Origin of the sequence: Hydrogenophaga sp., assembly GCF_018780075.1 — a bacterium.
Classification (GTDB): domain Bacteria; phylum Pseudomonadota; class Gammaproteobacteria; order Burkholderiales; family Burkholderiaceae_C; genus Hydrogenophaga.
Map to the genome: position 1 here is coordinate 70,095 of NZ_JADMKB010000037.1, position 21,252 is coordinate 91,346.

The 21,252-nt window shown below is 65.6% G+C and carries 23 protein-coding genes; 9 read left to right on the forward strand and 14 right to left on the reverse strand.

The window, feature by feature from the left end:
- Positions 1 to 64: 64 nt before the first annotated feature.
- Positions 65 to 1,846, reverse strand: a complete 1,782-nt coding sequence (locus IV088_RS08595; RefSeq protein ID WP_291100513.1) for an IlvD/Edd family dehydratase — start codon at positions 1,844 to 1,846, stop codon at positions 65 to 67.
- 12 nt (positions 1,847 to 1,858) lie between these two features.
- Entirely contained in the window at positions 1,859 to 2,863 is a 1,005-nt protein-coding gene (locus IV088_RS08600; protein ID WP_291100516.1) for a TRAP transporter substrate-binding protein, read from the reverse strand.
- Between the two features lie 131 nt (positions 2,864 to 2,994).
- Here IV088_RS08600 and IV088_RS08605 point away from each other — a divergent pair, with 131 nt between their 5' ends.
- On the forward strand, positions 2,995 to 3,969 hold the full coding sequence (locus IV088_RS08605; protein WP_291100519.1) for a LysR family transcriptional regulator: 975 nt from the start codon (positions 2,995 to 2,997) through the stop codon (positions 3,967 to 3,969).
- Positions 3,970 to 4,357: 388 nt separating this feature from the next.
- On the opposite strand, the gene hemW is transcribed toward IV088_RS08605, so the two are convergent.
- From hemW to IV088_RS08630, 5 genes are all read right to left on the reverse strand, one after another.
- On the reverse strand, positions 4,358 to 5,578 hold the full coding sequence (gene hemW, locus IV088_RS08610) for a radical SAM family heme chaperone HemW (protein WP_291100522.1): 1,221 nt from the start codon (positions 5,576 to 5,578) through the stop codon (positions 4,358 to 4,360).
- The gene (gene rdgB / locus IV088_RS08615) at positions 5,575 to 6,189 is read right to left on the reverse strand and encodes an RdgB/HAM1 family non-canonical purine NTP pyrophosphatase (RefSeq protein ID WP_291100525.1); all 615 of its coding nucleotides are present in this window, start codon (positions 6,187 to 6,189) and stop codon (positions 5,575 to 5,577) included. Before rdgB ends, hemW begins: the two co-directional genes overlap by 4 nt.
- Before the next feature lie 85 nt (positions 6,190 to 6,274).
- A complete protein-coding gene (gene rph, locus IV088_RS08620; RefSeq protein ID WP_291100528.1) occupies positions 6,275 to 7,003 on the reverse strand; it encodes a ribonuclease PH in 729 nt (242 codons plus the stop codon).
- A 151-nt stretch (positions 7,004 to 7,154) separates the two neighbouring features.
- A complete protein-coding gene (locus IV088_RS08625) occupies positions 7,155 to 8,054 on the reverse strand; it encodes a protein phosphatase 2C domain-containing protein (RefSeq protein WP_291100530.1) in 900 nt (299 codons plus the stop codon).
- Positions 8,051 to 9,058 carry a serine/threonine-protein kinase gene (locus IV088_RS08630; RefSeq protein ID WP_077334863.1) on the reverse strand — a complete coding sequence of 336 codons (1,008 nt, stop codon included), beginning with the start codon at positions 9,056 to 9,058 and terminating at the stop codon, positions 8,051 to 8,053. Before IV088_RS08630 ends, IV088_RS08625 begins: the two co-directional genes overlap by 4 nt.
- A 61-nt stretch (positions 9,059 to 9,119) precedes the next feature.
- On the opposite strand from IV088_RS08630, the gene IV088_RS08635 reads away from it, so the two are divergent.
- From IV088_RS08635 to rpoZ, 3 genes are read left to right on the forward strand one after another with little or no spacing between them, the layout of a single operon-like run.
- Positions 9,120 to 10,043: a YicC/YloC family endoribonuclease gene (locus tag IV088_RS08635; protein ID WP_291100534.1), complete on the forward strand. Its 924-nt coding sequence runs from the start codon at positions 9,120 to 9,122 to the stop codon at positions 10,041 to 10,043.
- An 8-nt stretch (positions 10,044 to 10,051) separates the two neighbouring features.
- Positions 10,052 to 10,672 carry a guanylate kinase gene (gmk, locus tag IV088_RS08640; RefSeq protein WP_291100537.1) on the forward strand — a complete coding sequence of 207 codons (621 nt, stop codon included), beginning with the start codon at positions 10,052 to 10,054 and terminating at the stop codon, positions 10,670 to 10,672.
- Between the two features lie 28 nt (positions 10,673 to 10,700).
- Positions 10,701 to 10,904, forward strand: a complete 204-nt coding sequence (rpoZ, locus tag IV088_RS08645) for a DNA-directed RNA polymerase subunit omega (protein ID WP_077334860.1) — start codon at positions 10,701 to 10,703, stop codon at positions 10,902 to 10,904.
- Positions 10,905 to 10,968: 64 nt separating this feature from the next.
- Here the strand turns inward: rpoZ and nadA are convergent, their stop codons facing one another.
- Together nadA and nadC are read right to left on the reverse strand one after the other, a co-directional pair.
- On the reverse strand, positions 10,969 to 12,072 hold the full coding sequence (gene nadA / locus IV088_RS08650; RefSeq protein ID WP_291100541.1) for a quinolinate synthase NadA: 1,104 nt from the start codon (positions 12,070 to 12,072) through the stop codon (positions 10,969 to 10,971).
- Positions 12,069 to 12,935 carry a carboxylating nicotinate-nucleotide diphosphorylase gene (gene nadC / locus IV088_RS08655; RefSeq protein WP_291100544.1) on the reverse strand — a complete coding sequence of 289 codons (867 nt, stop codon included), beginning with the start codon at positions 12,933 to 12,935 and terminating at the stop codon, positions 12,069 to 12,071. Before nadC ends, nadA begins: the two co-directional genes overlap by 4 nt.
- Positions 12,936 to 13,016: 81 nt before the next feature.
- On the opposite strand from nadC, the gene panB reads away from it, so the two are divergent.
- Together panB and panC are read left to right on the forward strand one after the other, a co-directional pair.
- Positions 13,017 to 13,904 (forward strand): 3-methyl-2-oxobutanoate hydroxymethyltransferase, encoded by an 888-nt coding sequence (gene panB / locus IV088_RS08660; RefSeq protein WP_291100547.1) that lies wholly within the window; start codon positions 13,017 to 13,019, stop codon positions 13,902 to 13,904.
- 107 nt (positions 13,905 to 14,011) lie between these two features.
- A complete protein-coding gene (panC, locus tag IV088_RS08665) occupies positions 14,012 to 14,878 on the forward strand; it encodes a pantoate--beta-alanine ligase (RefSeq protein WP_291100550.1) in 867 nt (288 codons plus the stop codon).
- Positions 14,879 to 15,060: 182 nt separating this feature from the next.
- Here panC and IV088_RS08670 read toward each other — a convergent pair whose 3' ends face one another.
- From IV088_RS08670 to IV088_RS08685, 4 genes are all read right to left on the reverse strand, one after another.
- Positions 15,061 to 16,098, reverse strand: coding sequence for an NAD(P)H-dependent glycerol-3-phosphate dehydrogenase (locus IV088_RS08670; RefSeq protein ID WP_291100860.1), 1,038 nt, complete (start codon positions 16,096 to 16,098; stop codon positions 15,061 to 15,063).
- A 21-nt stretch (positions 16,099 to 16,119) separates the two neighbouring features.
- The gene (gene secB / locus IV088_RS08675; protein ID WP_236962227.1) at positions 16,120 to 16,575 is read right to left on the reverse strand and encodes a protein-export chaperone SecB; all 456 of its coding nucleotides are present in this window, start codon (positions 16,573 to 16,575) and stop codon (positions 16,120 to 16,122) included.
- Between the two features lie 101 nt (positions 16,576 to 16,676).
- The gene (gene grxC / locus IV088_RS08680) at positions 16,677 to 16,934 is read right to left on the reverse strand and encodes a glutaredoxin 3 (RefSeq protein WP_291100556.1); all 258 of its coding nucleotides are present in this window, start codon (positions 16,932 to 16,934) and stop codon (positions 16,677 to 16,679) included.
- A gap of 121 nt (positions 16,935 to 17,055) precedes the next feature.
- Positions 17,056 to 17,469 (reverse strand): rhodanese-like domain-containing protein, encoded by a 414-nt coding sequence (locus IV088_RS08685; RefSeq protein WP_291100559.1) that lies wholly within the window; start codon positions 17,467 to 17,469, stop codon positions 17,056 to 17,058.
- Positions 17,470 to 17,573: 104 nt separating this feature from the next.
- Here IV088_RS08685 and gpmA point away from each other — a divergent pair, with 104 nt between their 5' ends.
- The 3 genes from gpmA (at position 17,574) to IV088_RS08700 (ending at position 20,697) form a co-directional block, all read left to right on the forward strand.
- The gene (gpmA, locus tag IV088_RS08690) at positions 17,574 to 18,317 is read left to right on the forward strand and encodes a 2,3-diphosphoglycerate-dependent phosphoglycerate mutase (RefSeq protein WP_291100562.1); all 744 of its coding nucleotides are present in this window, start codon (positions 17,574 to 17,576) and stop codon (positions 18,315 to 18,317) included.
- Positions 18,318 to 18,439: 122 nt separating this feature from the next.
- Positions 18,440 to 19,921: a S41 family peptidase gene (locus IV088_RS08695; RefSeq protein ID WP_291100863.1), complete on the forward strand. Its 1,482-nt coding sequence runs from the start codon at positions 18,440 to 18,442 to the stop codon at positions 19,919 to 19,921.
- Between the two features lie 23 nt (positions 19,922 to 19,944).
- The gene (locus tag IV088_RS08700; protein WP_291100565.1) at positions 19,945 to 20,697 is read left to right on the forward strand and encodes a HesA/MoeB/ThiF family protein; all 753 of its coding nucleotides are present in this window, start codon (positions 19,945 to 19,947) and stop codon (positions 20,695 to 20,697) included.
- A 14-nt stretch (positions 20,698 to 20,711) separates the two neighbouring features.
- Here the strand turns inward: IV088_RS08700 and IV088_RS08705 are convergent, their stop codons facing one another.
- The gene (locus IV088_RS08705) at positions 20,712 to 21,245 is read right to left on the reverse strand and encodes a thermonuclease family protein (protein ID WP_291100568.1); all 534 of its coding nucleotides are present in this window, start codon (positions 21,243 to 21,245) and stop codon (positions 20,712 to 20,714) included.
- Positions 21,246 to 21,252 lie beyond the last annotated feature (7 nt).

Consider the following 21,252-nt stretch of genomic DNA (forward strand, 5'->3'; position numbering starts at 1 on the left):
TGGGTTGTTTCGGCCATGCCGCAGCGCCGCCTGGGTGCAGGCGGGCCTGCCGCGTAGGCCAGGTTCAGTGGTTGTGGCGCGGGGTCTGTTCGGAAATGCGGCGGAAATCCAGCGCGAAATCCAGCGTGGCGCCATCGGCGAGTTGGCCGGTTTTTTCCCGGTACAGCGCCTCCCAGGGCGAATGGCTGGGCGGCACGGGTGGCACGGGCAGCTCGCGGCGACGGCGTGCGATTTCTTCGGGCGCCACCAGCGCATCGCAGGTTCCCGCGTTGAGATCGACGCGAATGATGTCGCCGCTCAACAGCCAGCTCAGCCCACCACCCACCGCACTTTCGGGCGACACGTTGAGAATGGACGGACTGTCCGCGGTGCCGGACTGGCGGCCATCCCCCAGCGTGGGCAAGGTGCTGATGCCACGGCGGATCAGCGCATCGGGGGGCTGCATGTTGACCACCTCGGCCGAGCCCGGCCAGCCGATGGGACCGGCGCCGCGCATCACCAGGATGCAACCCTCGTCGATGTTCAGCGCCGGGTCGTTGATCCGGTGGTGGTAGTCGTCCCCGCCTTCAAACACCACGGCACGGGCCTCGAAGATGCCGTGCTGCCCCGGACGGTTCAGGTAGCGCTCGCGGAAGGTCGCCGAGATCACCGAGGTCTTGAGGATGCCGAAATCGAACAGGTTGCCACTCAACACCAGGAAGCCGGCCTTCTCCATCAACGGCGCATCAAAGGCCTTGATGACCTCGCGGTCGCGGGTTTCGCGGCCTTGCAGGTTCTCGGCCATGCTGCGGCCGGTGACGCTGAGGCAATCGCCGTGCAGCTTGCCCGCCTGCTGCAGCTCCCACATCAGGGCCGGCACACCACCGGCGCGGAAGAAGCGCTCGCCGAGGAACTGGCCGGCCGGCTGCATGTTGAGCAGCAGTGGCAGGTCGTAGGCATGCTCAGTCCAGTCGCGGGCCTTCAGCTCGACGCCTGCGTGGCGGGCCATGGCCATGATGTGCACTTGCGCGTTGCTGGAGCCACCGGCACAGCTCACCACCGACAACGCATTGAGGAAGCTCTCACGCGTCAAGATGCGCGAGGGGCGCAAATCTTCGTAGGCCATGTCCACGATGCGCCGCCCGGTCTCGTAGGCCATCTGGCCGCGTTCGCGATACGGTGCCGGGATGGCCGCACAACCGGGCAACGACAGGCCCAGCGCCTCGGCCACGGCGTTCATGGTGGAGGCCGTGCCCATGGTGTTGCAGTGGCCGGCCGACGGGGCACTGCTGCAGGCGCGCTGCAGAAACGCTTCTTCGTCGATCTCGCCCGCCGCCAGCTGGCGGCGGCTGCGCCAGATCACCGTGCCCGATCCCACCAGCTCGCCGTCGTGCCAACCGTCCAGCATGGGGCCGCCCGACAGCACGATGGCCGGAATGTCCACGGTGGACGCGGCCATCACACCCGCGGGGGTGGTCTTGTCGCAGCCCGTGGTCAGCACCACGGCGTCGATGGGGTAGCCGTACAGAATTTCCACCAAGCCCAGGTAGGCGAGGTTGCGGTCCAGCGCGGCGGTGGGGCGGCGGCAGTTCTCGAAGATCGGGTGGACGGGAAACTCCATCGGGATGCCCCCCGCGTCGCGGATGCCGTCGCGCACCCGCTTGGCCAGGTCCAGGTGGATGCGGTTGCACGGCGAGAGATCGCTGCCGGTCTGCGCAATGCCGATGATGGGGCGACCCGAACGCAGCTCCTCGGGCGTGAGCCCGTAGTTCATGAAGCGCTCCAGGTAGAGCGCGGTCATGTCCGACCGCTGCGGGTCGGCGAACCACTCGCGGGAGCGGAAGGGGCGGCGTGGGGTCTTGATCATGGCGTCAGGCTGTTACTTGGTGCGGGCCTTGGCCAGCTCGGCCATCATTTCCTTGGTGGTGTCTTCGCCAAACTCCTTGGCGTACTTGGCCAACACCGGCTGCAGTTTGGTGCGCAGCTTGGCTTGCTCGGCGGCGGGCAGCTCGGTGACCTGCATGCCCACCTTCTTCAACTCGCCCAGCGCCTTGTCGCCAAAGGCGCGGATGGTCTTGCGTTCGTACAGCGTGGCCTCACGGGCGGCGTCCTGCACGACTTTTTGCTCCTGCACCGACAGCCCATCCCAGGTCTTCTTGGACATCAGCAGGACCCAGGCGCTGTACATGTGGCGCGACAGCACCAGGTGCTTCTGCACCTCGTAGAACTTGCTGGCCAGAATGGTGGCGGGGGGGTTCTCCTGACCGTCCACCGCTCCCTGCTCCATGGCCGTGTACAGCTCGGTGAAGGCCATCGGCGTGGCGTTGGCACCCAGGGCGCCGAACGTGTCGAGGAACAGCGGGTTCTGGATCACGCGCAGCTTGAGGCCGGCCAGGTCCTCGGCCTTGGAGATAGGGCGGCGCGAGTTGGTCACATGGCGAAAGCCGTTTTCCCAGAAGCCCAGACCGATCAGACCCTTCTCCGGCAGATTGGCGAGCATCTTCTGGCCCACCGGGCCGTCGAGCACCGCATCGGCCTCTTGCTCGTTGTTGAAGGTCAGGGGCAGGTTGATGACACCGAAGGGCTTGGAGAGGGACACCAGCGTGGAACTGTCCGGCACCGTCATCTCCAGGGTACCGCCGCGCAGCGCCGAGGTCATGCTCACGTCGTTGCCCAGCGTGCCGCTGGCAAACAGCTTGGCGGTCATCTTTCCGCCGCTTTTGGCCGCGAGTTGCTCGGCAAAATATTTGACAGCCAGGGCCTGGGGATGGTCATCGCTCAGGCCGATGCCCACCTTGAAAGCGTGTTCTTTGATCTGGGCCGCAACCGGTGTGGACATGGCAACCAGGATCGTGGCCGCCAGGGCCATGGCTTTGAATTTCATGAATGTCTCCAAATAAGAATGATGGGTCGCGCTGGAATGCGCCATCGGGCCTCTGGGCTCCCGATGCAGGCGTGAGATTAGGTTTGCGGATACCGCGGGTCCACTGACTTTTTTGCTAGCATCCATTCCAAATGCTTATGAGTCACGATCCCTATTCGGGTAAACCCGTGTCCCTTGCACAAGCCTGCGCGCGCCTGCGTTTCAAGCACCTGCAGTTCCTGGACATCCTGGGTCAGGCCCGAAACCTGCGCTTGACGGCTGAGCAGATGCACATCACGCAACCCGCGGCCACCAAGATCCTGATGGACATCGAAGGGATCCTGGAGGCCCGGCTGTTCGAGCGCCTGCCGCGCGGAATGCGCCCCAACGAGCTGGGCCTTTTCACGCTGCGCTACGCCGCCAGCGCATTGGCAGATCACCGCAAGTTCGTGGATGAATTCAATGCACTCAAACAAGGTGGGCACGGTCACCTTTCGATCGGCGCCATCACGGGCTCGGCCGCCCATGCGCTGATCGCCTCTGTCGCGGAAATTCAGCGCTTGCGCCCGTTGCTGGTGTTGAAGGTGCTGGAACAAAGCAGCGACCAGTTGGTGGTCTGGCTGGCCGAGCGCAAGATCGACCTCATGATCGGGCGGTTCACCGATGAGACCCAGCGCACCCAGTTTCAATACGAGCGACTGTCCAGTGAGCCCATGCAGGTGGTGGCGGGTGCCCACCACCCCTTGCGCGGCGCCCCCGATCTGGACCTGGCAGAGCTGTCGCACTGGCCCTGGATCCTCTACCCCTCCTCCACCGCTGTGCGCAAGGTGTCCGATGACATCTTCGGCCGCAACGGACTGACGCTCACCTCGGGCACGGTTGAGACGCCCTCATTCCTGTTTGCCCTGGAGATGATGCAGACCACCGACATGCTGTCGCTGCAGCCCAAAGCCCTGGTCGAGCGCTATTTCAACCGGGGGCTGCTGACGCGAATCCCCATTGAACTGCCCGACCGCATGCCCGACTACGGCATGTTGACCCGCCTGGGCGAAACCCCCACGCCGGCCGCGCTGGCGTTCATGGACGTGATGCGCCACGTGTCCGGCACAACGAACGAAACGGCCTGACATTCCAGCGCGAAGCGCTCAAGGTTCGCGCCGTTGGACGTGCCTGGCACACCTTCGACGCGAGGTCCTGGCGCAGAGCGTTGCCACGGTGCGCGACGAGACACCACCCGGTCACCAGTTGCAGATCGACTTCGGCACCGTGCGTGTGCCGGTGGCCGATGAACCGCTGAAGATTCACTTGTTCGTAGCGACGCTGGGCGACTCCCGGCGCACCTTCGTCGCCATGTTCCTGCACGAGCGCCAATCGGCCTGGCCGCCAGGATTGGAGGGCGCCTTCCGGCACTTCGGCGGCACACAAAGTGGGTGGTCTTGCTCTCCGCCAAGAACTGCAAACCCGGTCTCGCGCCGGGTTTTGGCTTCAGAGGACAGACGCTGCGATGGCAGCAGGTCAGTTCGACAGAAACAGGCCCTGCAGGTCGCTGAGAAAATCGAAACCGCGTTCGGTCGGGGTCACCACACCGCCTGCCGATTCGATCAGGCCCTTCTGCACCGCCTGGTCCAGTGCTGGCTGGATGCTGGAGAGCGGCAGACCGGTTCGGTCCGTGAACTGCTGCAACTCGAAACCGTGGCGCAGGCGCAGCGCGTTGAGCATGTACTCGAACGGCAGTTCCTTGCGCGCCACCTCTTCCACGCTCACCACCGCATCGCCCGCGCGCGCCTTGTCCATGTACAGGCGCGGTTCGCGCGCACGCACCTGGCGCACCACCCGGTGGGCGAAGCTGAGCTTGCTGTGTGCGCCGGCGCCGATGCCGAGGTAGTCGCCAAACTGCCAGTAGTTCAGGTTGTGCCAGCAGCGGTGCCCGTTGCGCGCGTAGGCCGACACCTCGTAGCGCCCCAGACCCTGCTCGGCCGTCAGCTCGGTGATGCGGTCGAGCATGGCGTAGGCGTCGTCGTCTTCCGGTACCTGCGGCGGGAATTTGGCGAACACCGTGTTGGGTTCGATGGTCAGGTGGTAGATCGAAATGTGCGGCGGCTTGAACGAAAGCGCGGTGCGGATGTCGTCTTCGCATTGCGCCAGGTTCTGCCCCGGCAGCGCGTACATGATGTCGAGGTTGAAGGTGTCGAAGGCCTGCGCGGCCTCTTCCACCGCGGCCATGGCCTGCGCCCGGTCGTGCACGCGGCCCAGCGCCTTCAGGTGCGCGTCGTTGAAGCTTTGCACGCCGATGGACAGGCGCGTGACGCCCGCCGCGCGGAAGGCCTTGAAGCGGTCCTTCTCGAACGTGCCCGGGTTGGCTTCGAGCGTGATCTCGGCGTCGGCATCCAGCTTCAGCAGCGCACGCACATCGCCCAGCAAGCGGTCGATCGCCTCGGGGGCAAACAGGCTGGGCGTGCCGCCGCCGATGAAGATGCTGTGCACCTGCCGGCCCCAGATCAGCGGCAGGGCCGCCTCCAGGTCGGCACGCAGCGCGTCGAGGTACGCCTGCTCCGGCATGGGTTGACCGGGCGCGGACGTGGCGCTCCATTCGTGCGAATTGAAGTCGCAGTAAGGGCACTTCTTCAGGCACCACGGCAGGTGGATGTACAGCGAGAGCGGCGGCAGGCCCTGCAGCTGCAGCGTGCCCGGGCGCATCCAGTGGCGGATGTCGCTCCAGTGGGGTGTATCGCTCATGCTTCGGGTGGTTGAAACCAGCGCGTGCGCATGAGTTCCAGCATCTGCTGGGCGGCCTTGCCACGGTGGCTGTTGGCGTTCTTTTTTTCGTCGCTCAACTGGGCAAAGGTGCAACCGAATTGCGGCAGGAACATCACGGGGTCGAACCCAAAGCCGTTCTCGCCGATGGGTTCTCGCGTGATCAGCCCCGGCGCCCGGCCCGAGGCCACCAACGGCTCCGGGTCGTCGGCGCTGCGCAGGGCGACCAGCGTGCTCACCAGCGCCGCGCGCCGGTCGCTCACACCGTCCATCTGCTCCAGCAGCGCGCGCACATTGTTGTCATCGCCCTTGGCGTAGCCGAACTGCGTCGCGTAGTAGGCGGTGTCCACACCAGGCAACCCACCGAAGGCCTCCACACACAGCCCGGCGTCGTCGGCCAGCGCAGGCAGGCCGCTCACCTGCGCCGCATGGCGCGCCTTGGCCAGCGCGTTCTCGATGAAGGTACGGTGTGGCTCGGGGGCTTCGGGAATGCCCAGATCGGCCTGGCGCACGAGCTCGACGCCCAGCGGCGCAAACAGCGCCTGCAGTTCAAACAGCTTGCCCTTGTTGTTGGAGGCCAGAACCAGTTTCATGAACGGTCGCAGCGCGGGGCCGTGCCAAACCAGCCCTCGCCCCCCACGGGGGCAGCGAGCGCACGACGTGACGAGCGTGGGTGCATCATGATGCGAGTGCCTGCTTCTGCAGCACCACCAGTTCGCCGATGCCCTTTTCGGCCAGCGCCAGCAACGCGTCCATCTCCGCACGCGTGAAGGCCACGCCCTCGGCGGTGCCCTGCACTTCCACGAAATGCCCGGCGCCGGTCATCACGACGTTCATGTCGGTGTCGCAGACCGAGTCTTCCACGTACTCCAGGTCCAGCAACGGCTGGCCGTCCAGAAGGCCCACCGAGATGGCGGCCACGGGGCCCTTGATCGGCGAGGCAACAATTTTTCCTTCGGCCAGGAGCTTGTTCACCGCATCCTGCGCCGCCACGAAGGCGCCGGTGATGCTGGCGGTGCGTGTGCCGCCGTCGGCCTGCAGCACATCGCAGTCGAGCGAAATGGTGCGTTCACCCAGGGCCTTCAGGTCGAACACGGCACGCAGCGAGCGACCGATCAGGCGCTGGATCTCCTGCGTGCGCCCGCTCTGCTTGCCTTTGGCGGCCTCGCGGCTGCTGCGGGTGTGGGTGGCGCGCGGCAGCATGCCGTATTCGGCCGTCACCCAGCCTTCGCCACTGCCCTTTTTGTGCGGCGGCACTTTTTCTTCCACCGAAGCGGTGCACAGCACTTTGGTGTTGCCGAATTCGATCAGCACCGAACCTTCGGCGTGGATGGTGTACCCGCGGGTGATGCGCACGGGACGCAGGGCGTCGGCGGCCCGTTGGCCGGGGCGGGAAGAAACGGTCATGAAAACCTCTATCAAACTGTTGAACAATCAATGAGCGGGGGAGCTTCAGGCGCACAAGGCAGCCAGGTCCAGCGTGCGGCGGAACCGTCTCCGCCGGGCCGCTCGCACCGCCCCTGGGGGTGACGCAGCAGGCGGCGCGGGGGGATCCTACCTAAGCGTTCTTTTCAGCGGTGCGCCGGATCGCTTCGTTGATTTCAGCGATCGAGCGTTCGATCGCCTCGTCGTCCAGGTCTTCGATGGTCGAGTCGAGCACGCCCGACTGGATGGTGGAAGCGAACACACCGTCTTCGATGTCTTCGGTGGAAATGCGCGTGGTCTGGTACTCGCCGGGCGTTTCCCACTCCATCGCCAGCACCGTGACGTTGTCGCAGCGTGGTCCACCGCGCTTGAGCGCCATTTCCACCAGGTCGGGAACGGCATGCTCCAGCGACTGGTTGGCCAGCTCGGAGGCGATCTCAAAATCCTTCACCGTGCCCCACAGGCCATCGGAACACAGCAGCACGCGATCACCCTGCTGCAGCTGCACCGGACCGGACAGGTCAAACACGGGCTTGGCCGGCGAACCCAGGCAGGTGAACAGGATGTTGCGGTTGATGTGCGACGTGGCCCGACCCAGGTGGGCCTGCTGCTCCATGTAGGAATGATCGCGGGTGCGGGTGAGCAATTCACCGTTGCGAACCAAGTAGAGGCGGGAGTCACCGCAATGGACCCAGTGCATGTTGCCCCGCTCCATCACGGCCGCCACGAGCGTGGTCCGGGGCGTGTCGAGCATGCCTTTTTCGGCGGCGTAACGGATGATCTGGTGGTGCGCCGCCATCAACGCGCTGGAGAGGAACTCGGGCACCTCGCGCACCGTCGGGTTGGCGGCCTTCTGGAAATAGGCCGAGAACGTCTGCAAAGCCAGCTGGGCCGCCATCGCTCCCTCGGGATGTCCACCCATGCCATCGGCCAGCACGAACAGTCCGGACTCGCGCGTGTAGGCGTAGCCCATCCGGTCTTCGTTGCGCTCACGGCCTCCCTGACGGCTGATCTGGTAAACCGAAAACTTCATTTGAACTTCGTGCCGGCCACGGTCGATTTGCGCGGTGATTTCTTGTTGTCGGAGACGATGTTGTCAAACTGCAGCCGCATCTTCTCGGCCACGGTCAGTTTGGTGTAACTGCGTTCGGTCTCGCGGCTGAGCTCTTTCTGCAGAGCAAACACCGACTGCGGGCGCGACAACGGGTCCAGCGACATGCACCATTCCACCACCTCGATCAGGTTGTCGGAATAGACACCGCGCAAGCGGGAGAGTGCGAGCGACAGCCGGTCTTTCTCCAGCCGTTGCGGTGCGTCGTTGGGCGGGTAACCCTGCATGCTGGCGTAGATGCAGGCTCCAATGGCGTAGATGTCCGTCCATGGGCCCATGCTCGAATCGCGCCGGTACATCTCGGGCGCGGCGAAGCCGGGCGTGTACATGGGACGAATGAAGTTGCCTTCCTTGCTCAGCACCTCGCGCGCTGCGCCGAAGTCGATCAGCACCGCGCGGTTGTCGTCGGTCACGAAGATGTTGGCGGGCTTGATGTCCAGATGCAGCATCTTGTGCTGGTGCACGATGCGCAGCCCCCGCAAGACCTCGTCGTACAGCGAGCGAATGGTCGATTCACGGAAGACCTTCTGCTTTTTCAGCTCGCGGGCGGTGATGATGAATTCCTGCAGGGAAGACCCCTCCAGGTAGTTCATCACCATGTAGACGGTTTCGTTTTCGCGAAAAAAATTGAGCACGCTCACCACCGACTGGTGGGAGATCTGGGCCAGCGCACGGCCTTCTTCGAAGAAGCTCTTGAGACCCAGGCGATAGAGGGAGAGCTTCTCAGGCTGCACCTGTGGCAACAACTCACCCGGCCCACGACTGGCCAGGGACGATGGCAGGTACTCCTTCACCGCCACCTGCTGGCCTTCGGTGTCAACCGCGAGGTAAACCACGCCAAATCCCCCTGCCGCCAGCTTGCGCACAATGCGGTAGCCGCCGATGACGGTGTCCGGTGGCAAGGAAGCAGGTTTGACCTTTGACATAATTCGGGTGGTTTCCGGAACGCTCGTTTTGGACCATTCACTCGGATCGGGCCCCAGTCCAATGGCAGTTTACAGCATGACCGGCTACGCCACAGCCCAGTCGGGCGGCCCTCAGGCCGCCAGCGCCGGAGAGGCCCAGCCGGGTCTCGGCATGGAAATTCGCTCGGTGAACAGCCGCTTCCTTGACCTCACATTCAAGCTGTCGGACGACTTGCGCGGCACCGAGCCCGCGCTGCGCGAGCTGCTGGGTGCACGCCTCAAACGCGGCAAGGTGGAAGTCCGCGCTTGGATCGAAGGCCGCTCGGACGGCGCCGTGCGTCCACCTTCCGTGGCCGACCTGCAGCGACTGGTGGGGCTGCAGGACAGCATCCAGGCCTGGTGCCCGAAGGCCGCACCGCTCTCGGTCGCCGAGGTGCTGCAATTGACGTCGCGCCAGCAAGCCCTGCCCGGCGGCCTGCACGAGCACCTGCTGGAACTGGCCCAGACCACCCTGGACGGTTTTGTCGCCGCCCGGGAGCGCGAGGGCAAGCGCCTCGCCGACATGCTGCTGGACCGACTGAAGCAGTTGCGCCAGCTGGCGCGGGACGCGCAACCGCTGATTCCCCAGCTGGTCGCGCAACAGCGCCAGCGGTTCATCGACCGCTGGAACGAGGCGCTGAACGCCAGCGCAGCCGCCGGTGGCACCGCCAACACCCTCACCAGCGAAACCGTTCAGGACAGGGCCCTCACCGAAGCCACGGCCTTCGCCATCCGGATCGACGTGGCCGAAGAGTTGACCCGCCTGGATTCCCACCTGGAAGAAATCGAGCGCCTGATCAAAAAAGGCAGCGAGGTCGGCAAACGGCTGGACTTCCTGATCCAGGAACTGCACCGCGAAGCCAACACAATGGGCGCCAAATCCTCCAGCCTGGAACTGACCCGCATTTCGGTCGACATGAAGGTGTTGATCGAACAGATGCGCGAACAGGTCCAGAACATCGAATAAGCCATTCCATGGAATACCCCGGAAACCTGTTTGTCGTCGCCGCCCCGAGTGGGGCAGGCAAATCCAGCTTGGTGAAGGCCCTGATGGAGCTCGACGCACGCGTCGTGCCATCGGTCTCCCACACCACGCGCCCCCCGCGCGGTCAGGAACTGCACGGGCGCGAGTACTACTTTGTGAGCCGCGAGACCTTCGACCAGATGGTCTTGCAGGACGGTTTCCTGGAATGGGCACTGGTGCATGGCAACCGCTATGGCACGTCCAAGCAGGCCATCGAACAGCGCATGGCACAGGGCGCAGACGTGGTGCTGGAGATCGATTTCCAGGGTGCGATCCAGGTCAAACGCATCTTCCCCAACGCTGTGCTCATCTTCATCCTGCCCCCGAGCTGGGAGGAGCTTCGCTCCCGGCTGGAGCGGCGCGCCGAGGACAGCGCCGAGGTCATCGAAGTCCGGCTGCAGAACGCCGCTCACGAGATGACGCACGCCAAAGAATTCGACTTCGTTATAATCAACGAGTTGTTCGAGCGGGCCCTGTTTGACCTCAAGGCCATCGTCCATGCCCAGCGGCTCAAGTTCGCCGCCCAGCGTATCGCCCGCAGCGATACCTTCAAAGCGCTCAACATCCTCTGAACCCCACCGCATTTACCGAGGCCCGCACATGGCACGCATCACCGTCGAAGACTGTCTGGAAAAGATCCCCAACCGCTTTCAGCTTGTGCTGGCAGCGACTTACCGTGCCCGCATGCTGAGCCAGGGCCACGCGCCCAAGATCGACAGCAAGAACAAGCCCGGCGTGACCGCCCTGCGCGAAATCGCCGAAGGCAAGATCGGTCTGGAAATGCTGAAAAAAGTGCCGCTCTGAACCTCAGACGCCCATGAAAAAGCCCGCTGCCAGCGGGCTTTTTCATGGGCGCTACCGACAGCCTTCAGGCGGCGCCGATGTTCGGCACCAATGCGCCGGCGTTCTGACCGTTGCGCAATGCGGCAGTGAACGCCAGCATGCGGTCGATGGGCTGGCGGGCAAGCGGGATCAGCGCCGGATCCACGTGGATCTGATTCAGGTTTTTTTCCAGCACCTGCGCCACACCGGCCAGCCCGTTCATGGCCATCCAGGGGCAGTGCGCGCAGCTCTTGCAGGTGGCGCTGTTGCCCGCCGTGGGCGCCTCGATGAACACCTTGCCCGGGTTCTGCTGGCGCAGCATGTGCATCATGCCGTTGTCGGTGGCGACGATGAATTCGCTGGCATCCAATTCGCGCGCGGCTTTCAGGATGGCCGAAGTCGACCCCACGGCGTCGGCCAGTCGCACCACGTCGGCCGGGCTTTCCGGGTGCACCAGCACCTTGGCCTTCGGGTGTTCCTTTTTCAGCGCCTCCAGCTCGAAGGCCTTGAACTCGTCGTGAACGATGCACGCACCGTTCCACATCAGCATGTCGGCGCCGGTTTCGCGCTGGATGTAACCACCCAGGTGCTTGTCGGGCGCCCACAGGATCTTGTGGCCCTTGTCCTTGAGCGCCTTCACGATGTCGAGTGCGCAGCTGGACGTGACGAGCCAATCGGAGCGCGCCTTCACCGCGGCGCTGGTGTTGGCGTAGACCACCACGGTGCGGTCGGGGTGGGCATCGCAGAACGCGCTGAACTCGTCGATGGGGCAGCCTAGGTCGAGCGAGCAGTTGGCGTCCAGATCGGGCATGAGCACGGTTTTTTCCGGGCTCAGGATCTTGGCCGTCTCGCCCATGAAGCGCACGCCCGAGACCACCAGTGTCTGCGCCGCATGGTCGCGGCCGAAGCGCGCCATCTCCAGCGAATCGCTCACAATGCCGCCGGTTTCGACCGCCAGGTCCTGCAGGTCGGGGTGCACGTAGTAGTGCGACACCATGACCGCGTTGCGTTCTTTCAGCAGGGCACGGATGCGCTCCTTGAGTTCGGCACGCTGCTTCGGGCCGGGCTCCACCGGCACCCGCGCCCAGGCGTGTTTCGTCGGGCAGGCCGGCTGCTCGTATTCGACGTCGATGATCGCTTCGTTGCTCATGAGCGTTGCTCCATCCGCATGGAAAAATCGATGGCCTTGACGTCCTTGGTCAAAGCCCCAATGGAGATGCGGTCCACACCGGTGTCCGCCAGGGCGCGCACGGTCTGAAGGTTCACGCCGCCCGAGATTTCAAGGATGGCCCGGCCCGCATTGCGGCGCACGGCTTCCTGCAGCGTGGGGATGTCCATGTTGTCCAGCAGCACCATCTGCGCCCCGCAATCCAGTGCTTCATCCAGCTGCGCCAGGGTCTCGACCTCGATCTCGACGAAACGCGCCTGGGGGGCGGTGTCCTGCACCCGCTTCAACACAGCGCCCACACCACCGGCAGCGGCGATGTGATTTTCCTTGATCAGCACCGCGTCGTAGAGGCCGATGCGGTGGTTCACGCCACCACCCGTCTTGACCGCGTATTTCTGCGCGAGCCGCAGCCCGGGGAGGGTCTTGCGCGTGTCCACGATGGCCGCGCGCGTGCCCTGGACGGCATCGACGAACACCGCCGTCTTCGTGGCCACCGCCGAGAGCAGCTGCAGGAAGTTGAGCGCGGTGCGCTCGGCGGTCAACAGCGCCTGGGCGTTGCCCTCGATCTCCAGCACCACCTGATCGGTCACACAGCGCTGGCCTTCACCGACGTGCCAGGTCAGCCGCGCCGAGGGGTCACACGCCAGCACGGCGGCCTCGACCCAGGATACGCCACAGATCACGGCGGGTTCGCGCGCGAGGATGCGCGCAACGGCAGATCGCGTGCGGTCCACGAGAGCCGCCGTGAGGTCACCGCTGCCCACATCTTCGGCCAGGGCGCGTGCCACGTCGCTGCGGGCGAGTTCGGCCAGGTCGGCCGCGGTGAAATCTGACAGGTGTTTCATGGGCAGAAGCATAACGGGAAGGGGCACACGGGATGGACTATAGTCCGCCCCATTCCGACCACCTGCCGAGGGGACATCACCATGAGCCAGCCCACCGCCCAGCCCGCCACCGGTACGCCCTACGGCACCCTGCCCTCGGCATCGCCGTTGCCGCAACGCAAGCCGGTGAGCCTGCCGCGGCTGCAGGAAATGCGCGACCGCGGCGAGAAAATCACCATGCTGACCGCCTACGACGCGACCTTCGCTGCCGTGGCCGATGCGGCCGGCGTGGAGTGCATCCTGGTGGGCGACTCGCTGGGCATGGTCTGCCAGGGGCTGTCCAGCACCGTGGGGGTGAGCCTGGAGACCATGCGCTACCACACCGAAAGCGTGGTGCGCGGCATGCTGCGCGTGCAGGCCACGGCCTGGGTGATCGGCGACCTGCCCTTTGGCAGCTACCACGAGAGCAAGGAACAGGCACTGCGCAGCGCCTCGGTGCTGATGCAGGCCGGGGCCCACATGGTCAAGCTCGAAGGGGGCGGCTGGACGGCCGATACCGTGCGTTTCCTGGTCGAGCGCGGCATCCCGGTGTGCGCCCACCTGGGCCTCACACCCCAGACCGTTCACGCGCTGGGTGGCTACCGCGTGCAGGGTCGCGGCGACGCCGCCGCCCTCGTGTTGAGACGCCATGCCGCCGAGCTGCAGGACGCGGGCGCCACCATGATGGTGCTCGAGATGGTGCCCGCCGCCGTGTCCACGGAGATCACCAACGAACTCAAGACCTGCCACACCATCGGCATCGGTGCGGGCAAAGGCACGGCCGGCCAGGTGCTGGTGATGCACGACATGCTGGGCATCAACCTCGGGAAGAACCCGAAGTTCGTGCGCAATTTCATGGACGGGGCCAGCAGCGTGCGCGAGGCGATGGCCGCCTACGTGGCGGCCGTGAAAGACGGCAGCTTCCCCGACGACACGCTGCACGCCTGGTAGCTGGATCACCCCCGCAGCGCCTTCGGCGCTACCCTCAAGGGGGCGGCGCTGGCGGCCCGGCAAAGCCGGTTCCGCGGCGCCCCTCGACAAGACTTCCCCTCGCTCCTATGCAACTCGTCCACACCATCCAAGACCTCCGCTCCGCGCTGCGGCCGTTCAACTCGCCAGCGTTCGTTCCGACCATGGGCAACCTGCACGAGGGGCACCTGGACCTGGTGCGAACGGCGCAGCCGCTGGGTGACGTGACCGTGTCCAGCATCTTCGTCAACCGCCTGCAGTTTGCGCCCCATGAGGACTTCGACACCTACCCACGCACGTTGCAGGCAGACTGCGACCGCCTGGAACAAGCCGGTTGCGACATCGTGTTTGCGCCGGCCGAGAAGGAGCTCTACCCCGAACCGCAGGGCTACAAGATCCAGCCGCCCGCCGACCTGGCCGACATCCTGGAAGGGCACTTCCGGCCGGGCTTTTTCATCGGTGTGTGCACCGTGGTGATGAAGCTGTTCCAGTGCGTGTTCTCCGAAGCCAAGGGGCCGCGCCATGCGCTGTTTGGCAAGAAGGACTACCAGCAGCAGATGGTGATCCGGCGCATGGTGCAGCAGTTCGGCATGCCGGTCGAGATCATCGCGGGCGAGACGCAGCGCGCCGCCGACGGACTGGCGTTGAGTTCGCGCAACGGCTACCTGAGCGAGGCCGAACGCGCCGAGGCGGTGCAACTGTCGCTGGCATTGCGCGCGCTGGCCCGCGACGCCCTGGCCGCAACGGGCGCCATGCCCGAACAGCTGGAAGGACTGGAAGCCCGAGCCATGCGCGCATTGGCGATGCGCGGCTGGCAACCCGACTACCTGACGGTGCGGCGCAGGGCCGATCTGCAGCTGCCGAAGGCGGCCGATGCGCTGACCCCTCAATCGCTGGTGGTGCTGGGCGCGGCGCGGCTGGGGCGCACGCGCTTGATCGACAACTTCGAAGTCTAGGTTCACCCCCGCGCCGGGCTTCTCCCGTCACCCCCTCAAGGGGGCGGCACTGGCGGCCCGGCGAAGCCGCTTCCGCGGTGCCCTGGCGCAAACCCCTCCGGCTTGGCATGCATTCATCCTGGGTGCGGTGGAGCTGGCTACGCCGGTCCACTCGCATCGCCCCCTTGGGAGGTGACGCGCTCTTAAGCGCGGCGCGAGGGGGATTGCTCGTCCGTCGGATCGCGCCCCATCAGTGCAGTGACGGCTTGTTCGGGTTTCAGTTGACCGTCGAGCAGCGCCACCACCCCTTCGCTGATCGGCATGTCCACGCCCAGTTGGTGGGCTCGGTGCACCACCGTGCGGGCGCTGTAGACACCTTCGGCCACGTGGCCCAGGGAGTCCACCGCCTGCGTCAGCGTCATGCCTTGGGCCAGCAACTGACCCACCTTGCGGTTGCGGGACAGGTCGCCGGTGGCGGTGAGCACCAGATCGCCCAGCCCTGAAAGGCCCATGAACGTGTCGGCGCGGGCGCCCAGCGCCATTCCGAGCCGTGTCATTTCGGCCAGTCCACGCGTGATCAGCGCGGCGCGCGCATTGAGCCCGAGCTGCAGACCGTCGCAGAGGCCGGTGGCGATGGCAAGCACGTTTTTCACCGCACCCCCCACTTCCACGCCCACGCTGTCTTCATTGGCATAGATCCGCAGGGACGGGCCGTGAAAAGCGGCCACCAGCGCCTCGCGCACGCTGGCGTCCTCGCTGGCCGCCACCAGCGCGGTGGGCTGGCCACGCGCCACTTCCTGCGCGAAGCTGGGCCCGCTGAGCACGCCCGCCCGAAGGCCGGGCGCGACCTGCGCACGGATTTCATGGCCCAGCAACCCGGGCGCATCGCTCCCGGCCGCAGAGGCCTCGAAACCCTTGCACAACCAGGCCACCGGCGCCTGCACGCCCACGAGCCGCTCCAGCATGGCCCGCAACGCCGCCATGGGCGTCGCGATCACCACCAGGTCGGCGGTCTTGATCAGGTCCGAGGGCCACTGCCCGTCGTCGCCTGCCAGCATGAGGCCAGCAGGCAAGACAACACCCGGCAGGTAACGGTGGTTCTCCCCGGAGGCGCGCATGGCCACGACCTGGGCCGCGTCGCGCGCCCAGAGGCTGACCCGGTGCGGTTGACCGGGATGGCGGGCGGCGCTGATGGCCAGGGCCGTGCCCCAGGCACCCGCGCCGAGCACCACGATGTTCATCGACGGGGCCGCCAAGAAGGCTTACTGCGTGACGATGCGCGGTGCGTCTTCGGCCGCCTGGGCCTGCTGCTGCTCGTACATGGCCTGGAAGTTGATTTCAGCCAGGTGCACGGGCGGGAAGCCGCCGCGCTGGATCAGGTCGGCCACGTTGCCACGCAGGTAGGGATAGACGATCTGCGGACAGGCGATGCCCATGATCGGGCCCATCTGGTCCTGAGGCAGGTGGCGGATTTCGAAGATGCCGGCCTGCTTGGCTTCGACCAGGAACACGGTCTTGTCCTTGATCTTGGTCTGCACGGTGGCGGTCACGCAGATTTCGTACACACCGTCGGCCACGGGATTGGCTTCCACGCCCAGCTGGATGTCCACCGAAGGCTGCTCCTGCTCCAGCAGGATGGCCGGGGAGTTGGGCTGCTCCAGTGAGGCTTCCTTGAGGTAAACGCGCTGGATCTGGAAGATGGGATCTTGGTCGGCCATAAAAGCTTTCTGAAAGGGTGAAAAAGGCAGAAACCCGCCAGGGGACGGAGGTCCCGCAGCGGGCTTTGGCGGCGATTATCTCAGCAACGCCACCGGGGAAATCAGGCCTGCAGAAGGGGCACGAGTCCCCCATTGCGGTCCAGGGCGTGCAGGTCGTCGCAGCCGCCCACATGGGTCTCCCCCACAAAGATCTGCGGCACGCTGGTGCGGCCGGTGAGCTTCGTCATCTGGGCGCGCAGCTCGGGCTTGCCATCGACCACGATTTCTTCATAGTCGGTCACACCACGCTGCTGCAGCAGGGCCTTGGCACGGCTGCAATAAGGACAGTAGTCACTGGAATAAATTCTGACTTGGGCCATCTCAAAACTCCAAAAGAGACATTACCGGAGCGCGTGCGCCACACAGAACGCGGTGGAACCGGCTACGCCGGGCCACCCGCGTTGTCCCCCTGGGGGACGCCGCGCAGCGGCGCAGGGGAGATCACTTCTCCACCGGCAGATTGGCGGCGCGCCAGGCGCCCATGCCACCGTTCAACGAGCGGGCGTTCTCGTAGCCCAGCTTCTTGGCGATCGCCACGGCACGCTTGGAACGCATGCCCGAGGCACAGACCAGCACCACCGGCGTGGCCTTGTTTTTCACGGCGCCGGTCAGTTTGGCCTCCAGCTCGCCCAACGGCAGGTGTTTCGCCCCCACCACGTGGCCCGCCGCAAACTCGTCGGCCCCGCCAATGTCCACCACCACCGCCTTTTCGCGGTTCATCAGCTGCACCACCTCGGCCGGCGTGACACCGGCAGCGCCACCGCCCCCACCCGAGGCCAACGCAGGCCACATCAGCATGGCGCCGGAGCTCAACGCCACCAGCAGCAGCATCCAATTGTCGATAAAGAAACTCACAAGCAACCTTTCCAGTTAAGCCTGGGATTTTAGAATGGGTGGCTGGCGCGCGCTGGCATCCGGCCACCGCGCGCTGTTTTTCGTCCCTAACGCCCGTCCACCCCATGTACAAACTCGTCCTGATTCGCCACGGCGAATCCACCTGGAACCTCGAAAACCGCTTCACCGGCTGGACCGACGTGGACCTCACGCCCACCGGCGTCTCGCAGGCCATGTCGGCCGGCAAGCTGCTCAAGGCCGAGGGCTACGACTTTGACGTGGCCTACACCAGTGTGCTCAAGCGCGCCATCCACACGCTCTGGTTCGCCATGGACGAGATGGACCGCAGCTGGTTGCCGGTGGTCAAGGACTGGCGCCTCAACGAGCGCCACTACGGCGGCCTGCAGGGCCTGAACAAGTCCGACATGGCCAAGCAGTACGGCGACGAACAGGTGCTGATCTGGCGCCGCAGCTACGACACGCCGCCGCCGGCCCTGGAGGCCACCGACCCGCGCAGCGAGCGCAGCGACCGCCGCTACGCCGGTCTCCCGGCCGATGCCGTGCCGCTGACCGAGTGCCTGAAAGACACCGTGGCCCGCGTCATGCCGTTCTGGAATGAAGTGCTCGCCCCCACCATCACCAGCGGCCAGCGCGTGGTCATCGCGGCGCACGGCAACAGCATCCGCGCCATGGTCAAGTACCTGGACGGCATCTCCGACGCCGACATCGTGAACCTGAACATCCCCAACGGCATCCCGCTGGTCTACGAACTCGACGCCAACCTCAAGCCCATCAAGAGCTACTACCTGGGCGACGCCGAAGCCGCCGCGAAGGCCGCCGCAGCGGTCGCCGCTCAAGGCAAACACTGAGTTGGCCGATAGCAAGGAACCGAATCAAGGGGCCTTGCTCCAAGGTGTATATTGATTTGCCAGCCCGGTGACGTCACCGTCCAGCTGGCGTCCTTTTTTGGGGTATTTCGATGGGCAAACAAGTGGGTCACAAGCTGAAGATCGCGGGCTGGATCGCCGTGGGCGCGGTGGCCGGGGCGCTGACCACGGTGCAGATGCAGGCTGTGGCCCGCGGTTCGCTGGCCCCTTTGCCACTGGAAGAGCTGCAGCAGCTCGCCGCCGTGTTCGGCATGGTCAAGAGCGACTATGTGGAGCCTGTGGACGAGAAAAAGCTCATTTCCGAAGCCATTTCGGGCATGGTCGCCAGCCTGGACCCGCATTCCCAGTATTTCGACAAGAAGTCGTTCAAGGAATTCCGCGAGGGCACCAGCGGCCGCTTCGTCGGCGTGGGCATCGAAATCACCATGGAAGACGGCCTGGTCAAGGTGGTGTCGCCCATCGAAGACTCCCCCGCTTTCCGTGCCGGTCTCAAGTCGGGCGACCTGATCACCAAGATCGACGACACCGCCGTCAAGGGCCTGAGCATCAACGACGCCGTCAAGCTCATGCGCGGCGAGCCGCGCACCAAGGTGCTGCTGAGCATCTTCCGCAAGGACGAGAACCGCACTTTCCCCGTCACGATCACCCGTGAAGAGATCAAGACCCAGAGCGTGAAGACCAAGATGGTCGAGCCCGGTTACGCCTGGGTCCGCGTGTCGCAGTTCCAGGACCGCACCATCGAAGACTTCGCCAAGAAGGTCGAAGACCTGTACAAGGCCGACCCGAAGATCAAGGGCCTGGTGCTCGACCTGCGCAACGACCCGGGTGGCCTGCTGGACGCCGCCGTGGCGCTCTCGGCCGCGTTCCTGCCGGAGAACGTGACCGTGGTCTCGACCAACGGCCAGCTCGCCGACAGCAAGTTTGTCTACACCGCCGCGCCCCAGCACTACCTGCGCCGTGGCGGCAGCGACCCGATCAAGCGCCTGACCGAGGCCACCAAGGGCGCATTGAAGAACGTGCCCATGGTCGTGCTGGTCAACGAAGGCTCGGCCTCGGCCAGCGAGATCGTGGCCGGTGCCCTGCAGGACCACAAGCGCGGCACCATCCTGGGCAGCCAGACCTTCGGCAAGGGCTCGGTGCAGACCGTGCGCCCGCTCGGCCCCGACACCGGTCTCAAGCTCACCACCGCGCGCTACTACACCCCGGGCGGCAAGTCGATCCAGGCCAAGGGCATCGTGCCCGACGTGATGGTCGACGAGACACTGGAAGGCAATGTGTTTGCCGCGCTGCGCACCCGCGAAGCCGACCTGACCAAGCACCTGACCAACGGCAAGGAAGCCAAGCCGGGCGAAACACCGATGACCGACGCCCAGCGCGCCGCCGAGCAGGTGCGCGAGCAGGACCGCGAAACCGCCCGCAAGCGCCTGGAAGACGAGGCCAAGAAGAACCCCGGCCAGCGCCTGATCCCCGAGTTCGGCAGCGAAAAAGACTTCCAGCTGCAGCAGGCGCTGAACAAGCTCAAAGGCCGCCCGGTGCTGGTCAGCAAGACGCAGACCGAGCGCGAAGAAGAGAAGAAAGACAACTGATCGCAGCGCGACGGACCACGGCCTTGGACGACCAGCAACTCCTGCGCTACTCGCGCCACATCCTGCTCAACGAGCTGGGCATTGAGGGTCAGGAACAGCTGCTGGCGTCCCACGCGCTGGTGATCGGTGCGGGCGGCCTGGGTTCTCCGGTGGCGCTCTACCTCGGCAGTGCCGGTGTGGGCCGCATCACCGTGGTGGACCACGACGTGGTCGATGAAACCAACCTGCAGCGCCAGATCGCGCACACCCTGGACCGCCTGGGCATGCCCAAAGCCGAGTCCGTGCGCGCCGCCATCGCCGCCATCAACCCCGACCCCCAGGTGAACGCGCTGGTGCAGCGCGCCGACGACGCCTTGCTCGACCGGCTGCTGCCGGACGTGAACGTGGTCATCGACTGCTGCGACAACTTCGCCACCCGCCACATGGTCAACCGCGCCTGTGTGCGCCACGGCGTGCCGCTGGTGTCGGGCGCGGCGATCCGCATGGACGGACAGCTCAGCGTGTACGACCCGCGCGATGCGGCCTCACCCTGCTACGCCTGCGTGTTTCCCGAAACCAGCGACGTGGAAGAAACGCGCTGCGCCACCATGGGCGTGTTCGCGCCGCTGGTCGGCATCGTCGGCACCATGCAGGCGGCCGAAGCCCTCAAGCTGATGTGTGGCATGGGTTCGCGCCTGACCGGGCAGCTGCTGATGATTGACGGACGCGACCTGTCGTTCACCCAGGTTGCCCTGCCCCGCCAGCCCGGTTGTGCGGTCTGCGGCCAGTCACACTGAAGCAAGACGAATACTCAGGGCCAGGGACAAGGCCCGTTGCGACGCCGGAAGTCGCGCGGCACTTCGGGCCGCTCCTGGGCAAACAGGCCCTTGCGTGATTTCCGAGCTTGGTCTTCCTGCTCGGCATAGGGGCCGTTGCTGTGGCGCCAGTGGTACGACCAAGCTTGGCCTTCGCTCACCAGCCAGCCGGCCACGTCCTCGCCGCCCAATTGCAGCTTCACCAGCGGGCGGCCGTAGTCGTCGCGGCGGCGTTCGCGCACCACGACCACCTTCTCCAGCACGCGCGCCGACAGCGCGGCCTTGGACGCTGGGCCACCGTCCTGGCAGATCTCCGGCGCGTCCAGCCCGTCGATGCGCAGCTTGCGGTATTTGCCGCCGGTCAGCGGCTTGACCCACAGCGTGTCGCCGTCGGTCACGCGGGTCACGCGCGCTTCGTAGGTGCCGTCGGCACGGAACTGGAAGCCCGGTTGGGCGGCATCCTGCGCGCTCGTCGCGCTGCCCGCGATCGCCAGCAGCGCCGCACTGAAAACAAATGATGGAAACAACATGGCCGCG

Excerpts from the sequence above, each read along its gene's own strand:
- IV088_RS08605 (WP_291100519.1), top strand. The coding sequence starts at position 2,995 with ATGCTTATGAGTCACGATCCCTATTCGGGTAAACCCGTGTCCCTTGCA.
- gpmA (WP_291100562.1), top strand. The coding sequence starts at position 17,574 with ATGTACAAACTCGTCCTGATTCGCCACGGCGAATCCACCTGGAACCTC.
- rpoZ (WP_077334860.1), top strand. The coding sequence starts at position 10,701 with ATGGCACGCATCACCGTCGAAGACTGTCTGGAAAAGATCCCCAACCGC.
- nadC (WP_291100544.1), bottom strand. The coding sequence starts at position 12,935 with ATGAAACACCTGTCAGATTTCACCGCGGCCGACCTGGCCGAACTCGCC.
- IV088_RS08670 (WP_291100860.1), bottom strand. The coding sequence starts at position 16,098 with ATGAACATCGTGGTGCTCGGCGCGGGTGCCTGGGGCACGGCCCTGGCC.
- hemW (WP_291100522.1), bottom strand. The coding sequence starts at position 5,578 with ATGAGCGATACACCCCACTGGAGCGACATCCGCCACTGGATGCGCCCG.
- IV088_RS08625 (WP_291100530.1), bottom strand. The coding sequence starts at position 8,054 with ATGAAGTTTTCGGTTTACCAGATCAGCCGTCAGGGAGGCCGTGAGCGC.
- nadA (WP_291100541.1), bottom strand. The coding sequence starts at position 12,072 with ATGAGCAACGAAGCGATCATCGACGTCGAATACGAGCAGCCGGCCTGC.
- rph (WP_291100528.1), bottom strand. The coding sequence starts at position 7,003 with ATGACCGTTTCTTCCCGCCCCGGCCAACGGGCCGCCGACGCCCTGCGT.
- panB (WP_291100547.1), top strand. The coding sequence starts at position 13,017 with ATGAGCCAGCCCACCGCCCAGCCCGCCACCGGTACGCCCTACGGCACC.
- secB (WP_236962227.1), bottom strand. The coding sequence starts at position 16,575 with ATGGCCGACCAAGATCCCATCTTCCAGATCCAGCGCGTTTACCTCAAG.
- gmk (WP_291100537.1), top strand. The coding sequence starts at position 10,052 with ATGGAATACCCCGGAAACCTGTTTGTCGTCGCCGCCCCGAGTGGGGCA.
- IV088_RS08595 (WP_291100513.1), bottom strand. The coding sequence starts at position 1,846 with ATGATCAAGACCCCACGCCGCCCCTTCCGCTCCCGCGAGTGGTTCGCC.
- rdgB (WP_291100525.1), bottom strand. The coding sequence starts at position 6,189 with ATGAAACTGGTTCTGGCCTCCAACAACAAGGGCAAGCTGTTTGAACTG.
- grxC (WP_291100556.1), bottom strand. The coding sequence starts at position 16,934 with ATGGCCCAAGTCAGAATTTATTCCAGTGACTACTGTCCTTATTGCAGC.
- IV088_RS08705 (WP_291100568.1), bottom strand. The coding sequence starts at position 21,245 with ATGTTGTTTCCATCATTTGTTTTCAGTGCGGCGCTGCTGGCGATCGCG.
- panC (WP_291100550.1), top strand. The coding sequence starts at position 14,012 with ATGCAACTCGTCCACACCATCCAAGACCTCCGCTCCGCGCTGCGGCCG.
- IV088_RS08635 (WP_291100534.1), top strand. The coding sequence starts at position 9,120 with ATGGCAGTTTACAGCATGACCGGCTACGCCACAGCCCAGTCGGGCGGC.
- IV088_RS08600 (WP_291100516.1), bottom strand. The coding sequence starts at position 2,863 with ATGAAATTCAAAGCCATGGCCCTGGCGGCCACGATCCTGGTTGCCATG.
- IV088_RS08630 (WP_077334863.1), bottom strand. The coding sequence starts at position 9,058 with ATGTCAAAGGTCAAACCTGCTTCCTTGCCACCGGACACCGTCATCGGC.